Origin of the sequence: Streptomyces sp. MRC013 (assembly GCF_023614235.1) — a bacterium.
Taxonomy (GTDB): Bacteria; Actinomycetota; Actinomycetes; order Streptomycetales; family Streptomycetaceae; genus Streptomyces.
Map to the genome: position 1 here is coordinate 3,685,782 of NZ_CP094264.1, position 14,853 is coordinate 3,700,634.

A 14,853-nucleotide genomic window follows, 5' to 3' on the forward strand; every position below is an offset into this window, starting at 1 on the left:
GGCAACCGTCTGGGAACCGGAGGGGCCGGGCGGACGGACGCGGAGGGCGGGGCCCGCCCTCTCCGGCCGCCCGGCGGAGGGGGCGGTCCAGCGCGCCCCGGGTGCTCATTTCTGTTGCGGGGCGGTGGTCAGGCAAGATGGGGTGTGTCTGCCCTGACGCGGCGGAGCCGCGAAACGACCCCTACTGATTGCCGGACGGTTTCTCTTGGCTGAGTACATCTACACGATGCGCAAGACGCGCAAGGCGCACGGCGACAAGGTCATCCTCGATGACGTGACGCTGAGCTTCCTGCCCGGCGCGAAGATCGGTGTGGTCGGCCCGAACGGCGCCGGTAAGTCCACCGTGCTCAAGATCATGGCGGGCCTGGAGCAGCCCTCCAACGGCGACGCGTTCCTGTCGCCCGGCTACACGGTCGGCATCCTCCTCCAGGAGCCCCCGCTCGACGAGTCCAAGACCGTCCTGGAGAACGTCCAGGAGGGCGTCGCCGAGATCAAGGGCAAGCTCGACCGGTTCAACGCGATCGCCGAGGAGATGGCGACCAACTACACCGACGAGCTGATGGAGGAGATGGGCAAGCTCCAGGAGGAGCTCGACCACGCGGGCGCCTGGGACCTCGACGCCCAGCTGGAGCAGGCGATGGACGCGCTGGGCTGCCCGCCCGGCGACTGGCCGGTCACCAACCTCTCCGGCGGCGAGAAGCGCCGTGTCGCGCTCTGCAAGCTGCTGCTGGAGGCCCCCGACCTGCTCCTCCTCGACGAGCCCACCAACCACCTGGATGCCGAGTCCGTCCAGTGGCTGGAGCAGCACCTCGCCAAGTACGACGGCACCGTCGTCGCGATCACCCACGACCGGTACTTCCTGGACAACGTCGCCGGCTGGATCCTGGAGCTCGACCGCGGCCGCGCCATCGGCTACGAGGGCAACTACTCCACCTACCTGGAGACCAAGCAGGCCCGCCTGAAGGTCGAGGGGCAGAAGGACGCCAAGCGCGCCAAGCGGCTCAAGGAAGAGCTGGAGTGGGTCCGCTCCAACGCCAAGGGCCGTCAGGCCAAGTCCAAGGCCCGCCTCGCCCGGTACGAGGAGATGGCCGCCGAGGCCGACAAGATGCGGAAGCTGGACTTCGAGGAGATCCAGATCCCGCCGGGCCCGCGCCTGGGCAACGTCGTCGTCGAGGTCGAGAACCTCAGCAAGGCGTTCGGCGAGAAGGTCCTCATCGACGACCTCAGCTTCACCCTCCCGCGCAACGGCATCGTCGGCGTCATCGGCCCGAACGGCGCGGGCAAGACCACGCTGTTCAAGATGATCCAGGGCCTGGAGCAGCCCGACTCCGGCACCATCCGGGTCGGCGACACCGTCAAGATCAGCTACGTCGACCAGAGCCGCGAGAACATCGACCCCAAGAAGACCCTGTGGGCGGTGGTCTCCGACGAGCTGGACTACATCAACGTCGGCCAGGTCGAGATGCCGTCCCGCGCCTACGTGTCCGCGTTCGGCTTCAAGGGCCCGGACCAGCAGAAGCCCGCCGGCGTCCTCTCCGGCGGCGAGCGCAACCGCCTCAACCTGGCGCTCACCCTCAAGCAGGGCGGCAACCTGCTCCTCCTCGACGAGCCGACCAACGACCTCGACGTCGAGACCCTGTCCTCCCTGGAGAACGCGCTGCTGGAGTTCCCCGGCTGCGCCGTGGTCGTCTCCCACGACCGCTGGTTTCTCGACCGCGTCGCCACGCACATCCTGGCGTACGAGGGCGACTCCAAGTGGTTCTGGTTCGAGGGCAACTTCGAGTCGTACGAGAAGAACAAGGTCGAGCGCCTCGGCCCGGACGCGGCCCGCCCGCACCGCGCCACGTACAAGAAGCTCACCCGGGGCTGAGGCGGCGCTTCGAGTGGCCCGGCACATCTACAGCTGCCCCCTGCGCTGGTCGGACATGGACGCCTTCGGGCACGTCAACAACGTGGTCTTCCTCCGCTACCTGGAGGAGGCCCGGATCGACTTCATGTTCCGGCTGGCGCCGGGGAACGGCTCCCCGTCCTTCTCCGGCGGCTCCGTCGTGGCCCGCCACGAGATCGACTACATCAGGCCGCTGTTCCACCGGCACGAGCCGGTGACCGTCGAGTCCTGGGTCACCAAGATCGGCGCGGCGTCCCTGACGATCGCGTACGAGATCAAGGACCCCGACCGGGTCTACGTGCGGGCTTCCACCGTGGTCGTCCCCTACGACCTGGCGGAGCAGCGTCCGCGCCGCATCACCGCCGAGGAGCGAGCGTTCCTCCAGGAGTACGTCGACGACGGGATGCGCTCGGGGGGCGCCGTCGCATGACGGCGCCGCTCCACTTCGCCGAGCCCGGGGAGGCGGCGGGCGTCGCCGCCTTCCTGGCCCGGCTTCTCCACTACGACCGGACCGCCGCCGTCCGCCTCCGTGCGGGCGGCGGGGTCCTGGCCGTCTTCGGCCGCCCGCCGTCGTTCGACGTCCTCGCCGTCCGCACGGCGGTCCTCGTCGCCGACGACGCCCTCGCCGACACCGCCCTCGACGTGACCGTCTCCGCCGGAGAACTGCTCGACGGCGTCGAGGAGGCGGCCGGCAAGGCCGTCCTGCCCGCGCCCGTCACCGGCCCGCCGTGGAGCGGGGTCCTCCCGCCGCGCGGCGGCTGGCGCGAGGTGCCCGGCCTGCCGGACTCCGCCGGGCTGTGCGCCGCCGTCGCCGCGGGGGTCGCCGAGTTCCGGGCCCGGGACGAGGAGCTGCCGCCGCGGCACCGCACCCGCGCGGAACGGGACCGGATCGGCCGCGAGATATGGTCCCGCCCCGTCGCCGGCACGGAGCTGCCGCTGCGCGCCGCGCACGCGGCCCGGTCGCTGGGCTTCCTGCCCCCGGCCGGGGCCGTCCCGCAGGGGGTGCCCGTGGTGCTGCTGGCCGCCGGGCCGTGGCTGCGGCTGCGCACCCCTTGCGGGTCCGTGGCCGTCCGTGCGGCGACGGGCCTCGGGGAGCTGGGCGTCACACCTCTGCGCCACCCCTGAGCCCCGCCGCGCGCCGGGGCTCAGCCGGCGGTGTTGACCATCGACGCGGCCGCGTAGGTGAGGTAGTCCCACAGCTGCCGCTCGTGCTCCTCGGACAGCCCGAGCTCGTCCACGGCGTCCCGCATGTGCCTCAGCCACGCGTCGTGCGCCGCCCGGTCCACCGTGAACGGGGCGTGCCGCATCCGCAGCCTCGGATGCCCGCGGCGGTCGCTGTAGGTGCGGGGGCCGCCCCAGTACTGCATCAGGAACAGCGCGAGCCGCTCCTCGGCCGGACCCAGGTCCTCCTCCGGGTACATCGGCCGCAGCAGCGGGTCCTCGGCGACGCCCCGGTAGAAGCGGCGGACCAACCGCCGGAACGTCTGCTCGCCGCCCACCTGCTCGTAGAACGTCTGCTCCTGGAGAGTGCCGCGCGGAATCTCATTCACCCGTCCATCGTCTCAGACGCGCCGGCGGAGGATCCCGGCCCCGGAACCACCCCCCGCGGCGGAAGGGAGCGGCGGGGCGCCGCACGGGTCCGGGCGCGGGGCGGGCCGCGCGGCCCGTGGGCGGTACGGCCCGGCCGCCCGCGGCCGCCGGGCGTGCCGGACGACCCCGGAGACCGGCCGCACGGCCCGCCGGAGTCGTCCGGGCCGGGGCCCGGGCGGGGTCAGTCCCGTACGACGGCGAGCGTCGTCCAGGCGCCCACGTGGACGCGGTCGCCGTCCTGGAGCGGTACGGGCACGTGGGGCTGGATCGGCTCGTCGGAGCCGTTCAGGGTCGTGCCGTTGGTGGAGCCCTGGTCCACCACCGCCCAGGAACCGTCGGGCTGCCGCAGGAACACGGCGTGCCGGTGCGACACCCCCGGGTCCTCCGGCGGCACCGACAGGTCGACGTCCGGCGACTCGCCCGTCGACTGCCGTCGGCGGCCGACCGTCACCTGCTGCCCGGTCAGCGGCACGCGCCGCTCGGGCGCGTGGAGGGGCGGAGTGAGGTTCGCCGCCTCGGGACCGCTGCGGCGCATCATGGCCGCGAAGTACTCGCGGTCGGGCCGCACGACGACGGCCCACCCGGTGGGCGCGGCCGCCTGCGGGGCTTGCCCGTGCGGGGGCTGCCCGAGGGGCGGCTGTTCCTGCGGAGGCTGCCGGGAGTGGGTCTGCCCGTGCGGGGCTTGTCCCTGCGGGGGCTCCCCGTAGGGGGGCTGTCCGTGCGGAGGCTGGGGCCGGGCAGGCGGAGCCTGCGGCGAGGGCGGAGGCAGCACCCAGTCGTCACCCCGGGGGGCATCGGGCTGCCGGAAGGTCTGCGGCGGTGCGGAACCGGGCGGGCTCTGTACGGGCGCGGGGTCGCCGGACGGTCCGTGGCCGGGGCCACCGAGACCCCGACCGGGTGCGCCGGGGTCATCGAGACCCTGACCGGGTGCGCCGGGCGGGGCGAAGGGGCCGGGTGAGCCCGGGCCGTCGGGCCCCCAGCCGGGCGCGTCGAGACCCTGACCGGGTGCGCCGGGGATGCCGGAACCCCGACCGGGTGCGTCGGGTCCACCGAGACCCCGATCGGGTGCGTCGGGTCCACCGAGACCCCGATCGGGTGCGTCGGGTGCGTCGGGTGCGCCGGGTGCGTCGGGCGGGGCGAAGGGGCCGGGTGCGCCTGACGGCCCGGGGCCGGGTGCGCCGGGTATGTCGTGCGGGAAGCCGGGACCGTCCGCCGGGGCACCGCCGAGGGACGGGCCGCCGCCCGCCGGGCCGCCGCCGGGGCCGTAGGCGGGAGGAGGCGTACCCTGCCCGGGGTTCGGGTTCCGGACCGGTGCTCCGCCCCGACCGAACGCCGGGTCCTCCCGGCCGGGACCCTCCGGCCGGTTCGGATCGAAGCCGTCGAAGGGGGACGACCCCCGGTCGTGGGGCGGCGCGTGGCCGGGCTCCCGCGGGCCGCGTTCGGACGGCGGCTCCACCGGGTGGTTCGTCCGCGACGGAGCGGGCGCCCGGTGCTCGTACGGGTCCGGCGGGCGCGGCGCCGACGTGAAACCGGGCGGCAGGTTCAGCCCGCCCGGCGGTGGGGCCGGCGCGGGCGGGGAGGCCGGCGGGTACGACGCGGCCGCGCCGGCGGGGAAGGCCCACCGGCACTCCTCGCAGAACGGCGCCGCCGCCTCCCGGGGCGTACGGCACCGCGGGCACAGCTCCGCCTGCTGCGTGGCGTTCGGATCGCCGCCGGCGGGGCCCGGGTGGCCGTGCCCGGGGACGGGAGGCGGGGGAGGGGGAGGCGGTACGGCACCCGCAGGCGCGCCCGCCCCGGCCATGCGGTGGCCGCAGACCTCGCACCAGTCGGCGGCGTCCGACCGGTGTCCGCTCGGGCAGGTCGGCATCTCGGCGCTTCCCCCTCTCCACGTCGGCCGCCGCTGCGGCCGTCGTCACGGCTTCCTCGTGTGCGTCCGGTTCACGTGAACCGTTCCCGTGGACCGCGCCGCGGGCGGTGTCCCGCCCGCCTCCGCGCTCCCGGTTCTCAGCCGCACAGTACCCGCCGCCCCGGCGGCGGCGTCGAGCACCTTCGAAAGCGGCTCCGCCGCGCCCGTGTTCCCGGAGCGGCCGCCGCCCACACCGCGTGCCCGGGGACGGCGGCTGCGGGCCGCCCGGCCCGCACTCCCCCGCCGCCCCCGGGCGGCTCGGGCGGGTCCGGTGCGACTCGGGTGATTCCGGAAGGAGCCGAGCGGGACGTGGACCCGGCGATTCCGGTACGGGCCGGGTGGAGGGCGATCCGAGACCTGCGACCCGCGGGCGGAGCCGCCGCGTCGGCCGCCCGCGCCTCCCGCCCGCGCCTCCCGTACGGGCCTCCTGCCCGGCCCCGGTCCCCGCCCCGGCCCCGGAGCACGGCTCCGGCGTCCGGCCCCGCGGCCCCGATCCCCGTCCCCCGCTCCGGCCCCCGGGCCGGGACGGTCCGGCTGCGGGGGCGGGAGCGGGCCCAGGCCCCCGGTCAGGCCGCCCGCGCCCCCGCTCCCGGCTCCGGCACGGCGAACGGCACCACCGCCACCGTCACGTTGTCGTGGCCGCCGCCGTCGAGGGCGTGGCCGACCAGGACGCGCGCGCAGTGCAGGGGGCGTGCGGCGGCGTCGGCGGGGAGGACGCGGGCCATCTCCTCCGCGGCCTCGGCGTAGTTCCACAGGCCGTCCGTGCAGACGACGACCACACCGGGGCGCTCCGGCCGGAACACGGCCACGTGCGGCTCCAGTTCGTAGGAGTCGGCGCCGAGCCAGCCGGTGATGGCGTGGGCGCGTTCGTCCGCGTACGCCTCGGCCTCGCTCATCAGGCCCGCCGCGACCATCTGGGCGGCCCACGAGTCGTCCTCGGTGAGCCGGGCCGCCGGGACGGAGCGGTCGTCGGGCACCCAGTAGGCCCGGCTGTCGCCGACCCAGCCGACGACGAGGAGGCCGCCCGCGGCGACGGCACCCACGAGGGTGCAGGCGGGGGCGTTGCGGTGGCGGTACGCGTCGTGCCCGGAACCACCCGGGCCGTCGCCGGGGGGTTCGTCGGCGAGGGCGTCGACCGCGCCGGACGCGGCGACGATGGCCTCGTGCATCGCCTGCCGGGGGTCGGCGCCGAGGGGAAGGGCGGCCCGGAGCGAGGCGTCGGCGGCGCGGGCCGCGGCGGCCGAGGCGTCGTCGGGGCGGGACGCGGAGGACACCCCGTCGCAGACGACCGCGACGACGGCGGCCGAACCGTCCGGCAGGGGGGCGGTCGACACGGCGAACGCGTCCTCGTTGCGGTGGTGCCGCAACCCCCGGTCGCTGACGGCGGCGACGGCGCGCCCCATCTCCCGCTCCACGTGGTCCCGCTCCCGCGGCTGCTCGTGGCCGCAGTTCCCGCAGTACCCGTCCGCCGCGACCCGCCCGGTCCGGCAGGCCACGCAACCGTCCCCGCCGTCGGAGGCCCAAGGGTCGGGCGCCGCGAGTCCGAAGTCCCCGTGCGGCGCGTCGTGCCGCACGGACCGCTCGGGACCCCCCACCGCCGGGCCGGCCGGGGCGGGTGCCGGATCAGTCGGGGTGTACGCCGGGTCGTACGGAGGCGCGGGCGGTCCGGGGGGCGCCGCGGGCGGAGGCGGCGGGGTGCCGGCCGGGGCGGGTGCCGGGGGCCGGGCGCCGGGGGGTGGGGAGGCACGGGCGGCGCGGGCGGTCCTGAGGGCGCCGCGGTCGCGGGCGGAGGCGGCGGGGCGGCCGGGGGCACCGCCGGGGGGCCCGGGGGCGGTTCCGGTACGGCCGACAGGGCGTACCCGCACGCCCCGCAGAACCGGGCGCCCGGCTCCAGCGGCTCCGAGCAGGCCGGGCAGGCCGCCAGCTGATGCGTCTGCGACATCGATCACACCCACGTTCGGGGGTGGAACCGGTCGGCCCGGTCCACCAGTTCGGTCCTTCCCTCGCCCCACCGGGCGAGCCGGGCGGGCACCCGGTGCGAACGTTCCGGGCCGAACCGCGGCCCGTGCCCCCGGAGTCGGCCGCCGGACGGTCCGCGGCCCGGGACCCCCGGCCGTCGCGGCGGCCGGCCGCGCCGCACCGGGCCGGGGACGACGGAGGCCCCCGGTCGGCACGCCGCCGCGCGGAGGCCGCCCCGCAGGGGCTCCCGCGGCCTCCGCCGGCGAGGCCGCGTGCGTACCGCCGCGGTACGCGCAGCGGCGCGGTGGGGTGACGGACCGGGCACGGGTTCCAGCGTACGCACCGCCGCCCCCCGGCCACCCCCCGACAGGACGCGGACCACCCCGGACGGGGGCACCGCGCCGTCCGGGGCGGCGGCCCGCGCCGGGTCGCGGCACGGCGCGCCGCCCCCGCCTCCGTGGGCGCCGCCCGGGTTCGGCCACCGGCGCGCCCTCATCCGCGGCCCCCCGCCGACAGGGCCTCGCTCGCCGCCCGCTGGTAGCGCAGGACGGCCTGCTCGGCGGCGCGCAGGTCGCAGGGGACGCTCCACAGCATGCGGCGCGCCGCGTCGTACCGCTCGCTCAGGACCGGGTCGTCCGCCAGCCCCTGTCTGGCCGTCCTGGCCCGGAACGCGTCGAGGCGGCCGCGGAGTCCGGCGCGGACGGCGAGCGGAGCGGTCACCGCGGCCAGGGAGTCGCGGGCGCGCAGCAGCTCCTCCTCGGCCTCCTGCTCCAACGCCTCCAGCAGTGGGGACAGCCGGTGCCACCGGGCGTGGCGCCGGTGCTCGGCGGCGGCCGCCAGCCGCTCGTGCAGCGCGGTCGGCGGGCCGCTCACCGCCGGCACCTCCGACGCGGCGATCTTCGCCAGGACCTCGACGCGCGCGGCGCGTGCCTCGGCGAGGGTGCGGTCGGCCCGCGACAGCAGGTCCCGCAGCCGCAGCAGCCGGGACTCGGAGTCCTGCCGCACCTGGAGCACCGCCTCGATCTCCCGGCGCACGTCCTCCAGCGCCCGCGCCGCCCGGTCGTACCGGTCGGTGTCCGGCCGCCCGGCGCCGGGCGCCGAACTGCCCGCGGCCGGGCGCCAGAACGCCAGCGGGTCGCTGACGACCTCGGCGCGCAGCGCCGCCAGCTCCTCGGTGACGGCCTCCAGGTCGTCCCCCGCCGGGTGCTCCCCGGGCCGCACGCCGACGGAGCGCGCCAGCGACCGGGTCCGGTGCAGCTCCGCCGCGAGCAGGTCCACCCGGGCGGGCAGCGCCGACCAGACGGCGTCCGCAGCCACGATGACGTCGAGGGACCGCGCGTACAGCTCGTTCATCCGCGCCACCAGCCGGTCCAGCGTGTACCGCTCCCCCGGCGCGCGTGCCGGGGGACCCTCCGCCGGGGGCCGCGCCGGGCCGGGCGGCGCGGGGGCCGGTACGACGACGCTCTCGCCGCGCAGCCGCTCCGTCAGCTCCGCCAGCTCCTCGTGCCCGGGCCAGCGGCGCCGGGCGCGCACCTCGCGGGCGGCGCGCAACGCCTCCGTGTAGACGTCGAAACACGTCCACAGCAGCGCGATCGACCGCTCGGTCGCGTCCCAGCGCTCCTTGGTCGTACCGGTCAGCGCGGCGCCCTCGAGCAGTCTGCGGCCCGCGTGGTCCTGCAGCGCGAGCAGCGAGTCCTCGACCGCCTTGTGTTCCGCGCCGAGGCGTGCCAGCGCACGGTCCACCTCGTCCCGGTCCATCACCGGACCGGGAGGACCCGCGACGCCCATCGATCACCTCTCGCTCTCAACAGGACGTTTCCGTCCGGTACTCGGGCGCGGACCCGCCCGGGCGGGTCCGCCTCGGGCCGCTCCCCGTACGAGCGTGTCCACGGCCCGGTACGGTATGCCACCAGCACGTGGTCGACGCGGCCCACCAGGTCGTCGCGGCCCAGCCCGGCGGCCGCGCCGTGGTGCCTGATCGTGAGGGGCGCGCCCTTCGGTTCCACGGCCGGGTCCTGCGCGGCCTGCCCGGCGGCGAGGGCACCGTCCGTGACGGCCGCGTCGACCCCGCCCGCCCGGAGACGCACCGGGCGGTCCAGCCGGCTCGGCCCGGTGCAGCGGTCCGGGTCCTGCGCGGTGCCGTCCCGCTCGTCGCGGTGGACGGCGCCGTACGAGCGGCGTTCCCGCGCCTCGCACGCCGTGGAGCCCTCGCCGGACAGCGACGCGTCGTACCGGGTGGCCGCGGAGCCCTCGCGGGCGAGGACCTGCTGGCCGGTCCCGAAGACGGCGGTGGAGAACGCGACCTGCTTGACGCGGGCGCAGTTGATCGTCATGGTCCGCACGACCGGGCCGACCGTGCCGCTGTCCGGCGCGGCGATGCGCTGGTCGGTGGATACGGTCCGGGACCTCACCGCGACGGGGCCGCCGAGGACGTCCGCGGCGGTGGTCCGCGCCAGGTCGATGCCGAAGCCCTCCGGAGTGCCCGTGGCGGGATCGCGGTAGCCCCGGCGGTAGCCGTTCTGGTCGACACCCACGACGAGCTTCCCCCGCGCCCTGATCACGGCGGCCGCCGGCCCGTCGGCGGGGGACGGCGGCAGGGACGCCTCCGGGTCCGAGCACTCCTCCCCGGCGTCCCCGGCGGGCCGCGCGCACCAGGCCCGCGCCGGACGGAGGGCCCGCCGGGTCGCCGTCCGGGCGGTGCGCCAGCGGTACGGGGAGCGAAGCGGCCGCCAGCAGGCAGGCGACGCCCACGGCACGTGCCCCGCGCCGCCCCGCCGCGCTCCACGGTCGTCCATCGTGTCCCTCCCCTCGACTGTCACCGGTCCTCCGCGAGCCTGCGGTTCACACCCGCCAGGCGTCCCGGGCGCGCCCGGCCGCCCGGACGAATTCATCCTGCTCGTGGTCGACCGCCTTCCGCAGCGCCCGGTCGACCCGGTCGAACGCGGCGCCCGTCGACGCCTCGCCGCCCGTGACCTGTCGCAGCACACCGTCGCGGCCGCCCGCCCGGTCCGTGCGCCACGCCCGTGTGAGGGCCCGGTCGGGACCGGCCACGGCCGTGGCGTACTCCGTCGCGTACCTGTCGCTCCTGCCGTCGTCGGCGAGTGCCGCGCCTCGTGCCACGGGGGGTCAGGTTCCCGTTCGCGCGGGCCTTCCGGGGGCCGATCCGCGCCCCGTTCAGCACCTTGAGCGAATCCTGCCCGTGTCCCCGTGCCCCTGCGCTCCCGTGCCTCAGCGAGCCCGGTCCGCGCGACCGCGTGGGCGCCCGCGAGCCACAGCGCCGCCGTCGTCGCGGCCCGGGCGGCCCGCACCCGGACCGGCCGCGCCCACCGGGCGCTCCTGCACCGCGTCCCGCCGGCCCCGCGGGGCGGTGTCCGCGGACCGGCCCGGGCCGTGCCCGGCGCCGAGGGGGCCCGGTCCCCGCAGGCGGTCCGGCCCGACGTGCCCGCGGCCGGGGCGGGGCCCGCCGACGCGGGCACGCCCTTCCACGGGAGCGCGTCCGCAGGGCCGCCCGGTGGTGGCGCGGACGGCGGGCCCGGAGACGACGGGGCGCCCGCCGTCGCGAGTGGTGCGTTCCGCGCGTCTGACACGTGACCTCCCCCGGTCTCCAGCGCCGGCCCGCCCGCTCCCGGTCTCCTCGGAAGGCGGCGGCCCGGTCAGCAGTATGGCCGCAGGGGAACGGCGGCGACACGGTCTTGACTGGATCTTGTTCTCGTACCCGGCGTCCGCTCCGCACCCTCATTCGATCCCCTGCCCGGACAACACCGTTCCTCCCCCATGGGTTCCAGCGCCGGCGTGAACCACACCCTGAGCGCCTCCCCGGCCGCCTCGTGCGCCCCCACGTCGTCGAGGCCCGGCAACGCCGCGCCCGGCACCGGCGCCGCCACCACCACACGCGGTGCCGCACGGGACGCCCGCTCCCGCGGCAGGGCAGACCACGGAACGTCGGGAGTACGGCGGCCCCCGGCCCGAGGGCCCGGCCGCCACCACGTACACCTACCTCCCGGCGGCCGCCAGGCCGCGGTCACCGGACCAGGCCAAGCGGAGCTGCTCCTACGACCTGTTCGGCCGCCAGACCAGCGCGACCGACCCGGACAAGGGCACCGCCACCACGGTCTACGACGAACTCGACCAGGCGGTCAGCGCCACCGACGCCCGAGGCAAGACCCCGGTGACCGAGTACGACGCCCTCGGCCGGAAGACCGGCCTGTGGGACGGGGCGAAGACGGACGCCGGCAAGCTCGCCGCTTGGACGTACGACCTCCTTGCCAAGGGCCACCCGGACAGCTCGGTCCGCTACGAGAACGGCGTCAACCAGACCACCAGCAAGGCGTACACCCAGAAGGTCACCGGTTACAACGCCCTGTACCAGCCCACCGACAGCCAGACGGTCCTTCCGGCCGGTGAGCCGCTCGTCGCCGCCGGTGTGCCGGCGACGCTGTCCTCTTCCACCACCTACGGTCTGGACGGCTCCGTCCTGAGCTCGACGATGCCCGCTGTGGCGGGACTCGACTCGGAGACCGTCACCATCACGCGTGGCGAACTGGGCCAGGAGACGAAGGTGGCCAGCGGCACCGGCTACCTCCTGGGAGCCGCGTACTCCCCGCAGGGCGACGTGCGCCAACTCACCCCGGGCACCAGTTCGGCCGAGACGGCGAAAAAGGCCTACGTCAACTACGACTACGAGACCGGCACCCGTCGACTGACCCGCTCGTACGTCACCGACACGGCGCACTCCCACATGCCGCAGGATCTTCAGTACACCCAGGACGACGCGGGCAACGTCACCTCCCTCTTCGACGCCACCACCCAGGGCGGCACCTCGAAGGCCGACTACCAGTGCTTCGCCTACGACGGCCACCGCCGCCTCAGCGAGGCCTGGACGCCCGGGACAGCCGACTGCGCCACCACCGGCCGCACCACGGCCAACATCGACGGCGCCGCGCCGTACTGGCACAGCTACACCTACAACGCGGCCGGTCAGCGCGCCACGGAGACCGAGCACACGGCCACGGGCGACAAGACCACCACGTACGCCTACGGCACCACGACGGGCCAGCCGCACCCGCCGGCCAGGACGACCGGCGCGAAGAACGCCACGTACGCCTACGACAAGGCGGGCAACACCACCAGCCGCCCCGGCACCCAGGTCCAGCAGACGCTGACCTGGAACAGCGAGGGCAAGCTCGTCGGCACGACCGAACCGGCGGTCGGCACCAAGCCCGCCCTGGGCACCAGCTACCTGTACGACGCCTCGGGCGAACTGCTCGTCCGTCGTGCCGCGGGCGACGGCGACACGATCCTCTACCTCGGCTCCACGGAGGTCCGCCTCACCACGAAGGGCACCGCGAAGACCCTGTCCGGTACCCGCTACCACACGGCGGCGGGCAAGACGATCGCGGTCCGCACCACGACGGCGGGAGTCACCGGCGGCAAGCTCAGCCACCTGGCCGCCGACCACCACGGCACGGGCACCCTCGCCCTCGACGCCACGACCATGGCGGTCACCAGGCGCTACACGACCCCCTTCGGCGCCCAGCGCGGCCCGACGGCCCCCACCTGGCCGGACGACAAGTCCTTCCTTGGTAAGCCGGAGGACAAGACCACGGGCCTCACTCACATCGGCGCCCGCGAATACGACCCCGTGATTGCGCGGTTCCTGAGTGTGGACCCGAAGCTGGAGTTGGGGAAGCACCAGTCCATGAACGGGTACTCCTACGTGGAGAACAACCCCCTTGTCCGACCCGACAGGCTTGAGCAGCGGCTTCACCTGCATCCCCGGCAAGACGTGCCCCGAGGGGTCCGAAGCGCTGGAAAAGAACATGTCGAACGTCGATTGGGGCGGCGGTGGCGGTTCCACCAACGGTGGCGGCGGTAGCGGTAGCGGTGGCAGCGGCTCCGGCTCCGGCCTGCAGCGTGTAGGTGCAGGGCTCCTGACACGTTGCGGTGGCGAGGAAGTGCACAACACCCTGGCACCAGAGGATGATCCGGTTGGTCCAGTCGCATACGGGCTGATCCGTAATTTTGCCTATTGATCCGAAACGCTTTGGGTTCAGGCTGGTTGACTGTGCGTGAGTGATCTGGTGGGGGACGCGTGGACGTGGTCGCCGGACGCGCAGGAGGCTGTGCGGCTACTTCGGCAGCCCCGCCGTCCGCTACATCCTGGACGAGAACTCCATGAGTTCTCATCAATACGAGTTCACCCGAGCGCTCTCCAAGGCGGTACGCAAGGAGGGGGCGTCGGCGCAGCCCGCCCCCGCAGTGATCCGTGCCGGATGTTCGAAGGCGCCCCGCACCGATCGGTGCGGGGCGCCTTCGGGTTCGTACGGCGTCAGCCCTTCGAGAGGTTCGGGCCCGCTGACGGCTGGGGTATCGACGGGGGCTGCTGGAGCGGGGCCGCGGCCACCGACTGGGGGTCGTCGGGGAGGCGAAGGCGGACGGGGCGGCCACGGCGGCGGCCGGATCGGGGGCCGGGGCGTCCTCCGCGGGCAGCGGGACGCCGCCCACGATGCGGACGCCCGCCGCGTCGAAGGCGCGCTTGACGCGCCAGCGGATCTCCCGCTCCACGCTCAGCGCCTTGCCCGGCATCGTCTTCGCCGAGACCCGCAGCGTCATCGAGTCGATCATGACCTCGGTCAGGCCCAGCACCTCGATCGGGCTCCACAGGCGCTCGTTCCAGGGCTCCTCCGCGGCCATCTCCTCCGCCACGCCCTCGATGAGCCTCCGCAGCGCGTCGAGGTCCTCCGTCGGGCGGACCGTCACGTCCACGGCGGCCGTCGCCCAGCCCTGGCTGAGGTTGCCGATCCGCTTGATCTCGCCGTTGCGGACGTACCAGATCTCGCCGTCCACACCGCGCAGCTTCGTCACCCGCAGGCCCACCTCGATGACCTCGCCGGACGCCACGCCCGCGTCGATCGAGTCACCGACGCCGTACTGGTCCTCCAGGATCATGAAGACGCCCGACAGGAAGTCCGTCACGAGGTTTCGGGCGCCGAAGCCGATCGCCACACCGGCCACACCGGCCGAGGCCAGCAGCGGCGCCAGGTTGATCTGGAAGGCGCTCAGGACCATCAGCGCCGCCGTGCCCATGATCAGGAACGACGCCACCGAACGCATGACCGAGCCGATCGCCTCCGACCGCTGGCGGCGCCGCTCCGCGTTCACCAGCAGCCCGCCCAGGGTCGTGCCCTCCACGGCCTGGACGCTGCGGTTCATCCGGTCGATCAGCTTCGTCAGCGCCCGCCGGACCAGGAAGCGGAGGGTGCACGCGATGGCGATGATCAGCAGGATGCGCAGGCCGGTGCTGACCCACGTGGCCCAGTTCTGCTCCACCCAGCCCGCGGCCTCCCCGGCCTGGCGGGCGGCCTCGTCCAGGGACACGGGGGCCACGGAAGGGGAGGGGGCGGAGTCGGTCGAGGGGACAGCGGGGGGAGCCGACCACAGCACGGGGGGACCTCCTGGCATCACGGGCGGGTCGCTTCCATTAAACGGGGGGAGCCCTGGGGTTCGTCGC

9 protein-coding genes and 2 pseudogenes are annotated in these 14,853 nt (G+C 75.5%); 4 read left to right on the forward strand and 7 right to left on the reverse strand.

All coding sequences use genetic code 11. The features are described from left to right. Positions 1 to 205: 205 nt before the first annotated feature. The 3 genes from ettA to LUW75_RS16805 are packed head-to-tail and all read left to right on the forward strand — an operon-like array spanning position 206 to position 3,013. Complete coding sequence (ettA, locus tag LUW75_RS16795) at positions 206 to 1,870, forward strand: energy-dependent translational throttle protein EttA (RefSeq protein ID WP_250336337.1); 1,665 nt, start codon at positions 206 to 208, stop codon at positions 1,868 to 1,870. Between the two features lie 13 nt (positions 1,871 to 1,883). Beyond that, a complete protein-coding gene (locus LUW75_RS16800) occupies positions 1,884 to 2,318 on the forward strand; it encodes an acyl-CoA thioesterase (RefSeq protein ID WP_250336338.1) in 435 nt (144 codons plus the stop codon). Continuing rightward, positions 2,315 to 3,013 (forward strand): hypothetical protein, encoded by a 699-nt coding sequence (locus LUW75_RS16805; RefSeq protein WP_250336339.1) that lies wholly within the window; start codon positions 2,315 to 2,317, stop codon positions 3,011 to 3,013. The genes LUW75_RS16800 and LUW75_RS16805 overlap by 4 nt, the downstream gene beginning before the upstream one ends. 20 nt (positions 3,014 to 3,033) lie before the next feature. Here the strand turns inward: LUW75_RS16805 and LUW75_RS16810 are convergent, their stop codons facing one another. The 6 genes and pseudogenes from LUW75_RS16810 to LUW75_RS16840 form a co-directional block, all read right to left on the reverse strand. After that, positions 3,034 to 3,438, reverse strand: coding sequence for a globin (locus tag LUW75_RS16810; RefSeq protein ID WP_250336340.1), 405 nt, complete (start codon positions 3,436 to 3,438; stop codon positions 3,034 to 3,036). 221 nt (positions 3,439 to 3,659) lie between these two features. After that, positions 3,660 to 5,345, reverse strand: coding sequence for an FHA domain-containing protein (locus tag LUW75_RS24995; RefSeq protein WP_250336341.1), 1,686 nt, complete (start codon positions 5,343 to 5,345; stop codon positions 3,660 to 3,662). Between the two features lie 605 nt (positions 5,346 to 5,950). Then, positions 5,951 to 7,326: pseudogene (locus LUW75_RS16820) on the reverse strand (protein phosphatase 2C domain-containing protein). A 509-nt stretch (positions 7,327 to 7,835) separates the two neighbouring features. After that, positions 7,836 to 9,131, reverse strand: coding sequence for a hypothetical protein (locus tag LUW75_RS16830; protein WP_250336343.1), 1,296 nt, complete (start codon positions 9,129 to 9,131; stop codon positions 7,836 to 7,838). Continuing rightward, positions 9,101 to 10,138: a transporter substrate-binding domain-containing protein gene (locus LUW75_RS16835; RefSeq protein ID WP_250336344.1), complete on the reverse strand. Its 1,038-nt coding sequence runs from the start codon at positions 10,136 to 10,138 to the stop codon at positions 9,101 to 9,103. Before LUW75_RS16835 ends, LUW75_RS16830 begins: the two co-directional genes overlap by 31 nt. A 46-nt stretch (positions 10,139 to 10,184) precedes the next feature. Next, positions 10,185 to 10,463 carry a hypothetical protein gene (locus tag LUW75_RS16840; RefSeq protein ID WP_250336345.1) on the reverse strand — a complete coding sequence of 93 codons (279 nt, stop codon included), beginning with the start codon at positions 10,461 to 10,463 and terminating at the stop codon, positions 10,185 to 10,187. A gap of 775 nt (positions 10,464 to 11,238) precedes the next feature. Between LUW75_RS16840 and LUW75_RS24365 the strand changes: the two genes are divergently transcribed. After that, entirely contained in the window at positions 11,239 to 13,218 is a 1,980-nt protein-coding gene (locus LUW75_RS24365) for an RHS repeat-associated core domain-containing protein (protein WP_284453843.1), read from the forward strand. 453 nt (positions 13,219 to 13,671) lie between these two features. Here LUW75_RS24365 and LUW75_RS16855 read toward each other — a convergent pair. Then, a pseudogene (locus LUW75_RS16855) lies at positions 13,672 to 14,804 on the reverse strand (mechanosensitive ion channel family protein). Between the last annotated feature and the right edge of the window lie 49 nt (positions 14,805 to 14,853).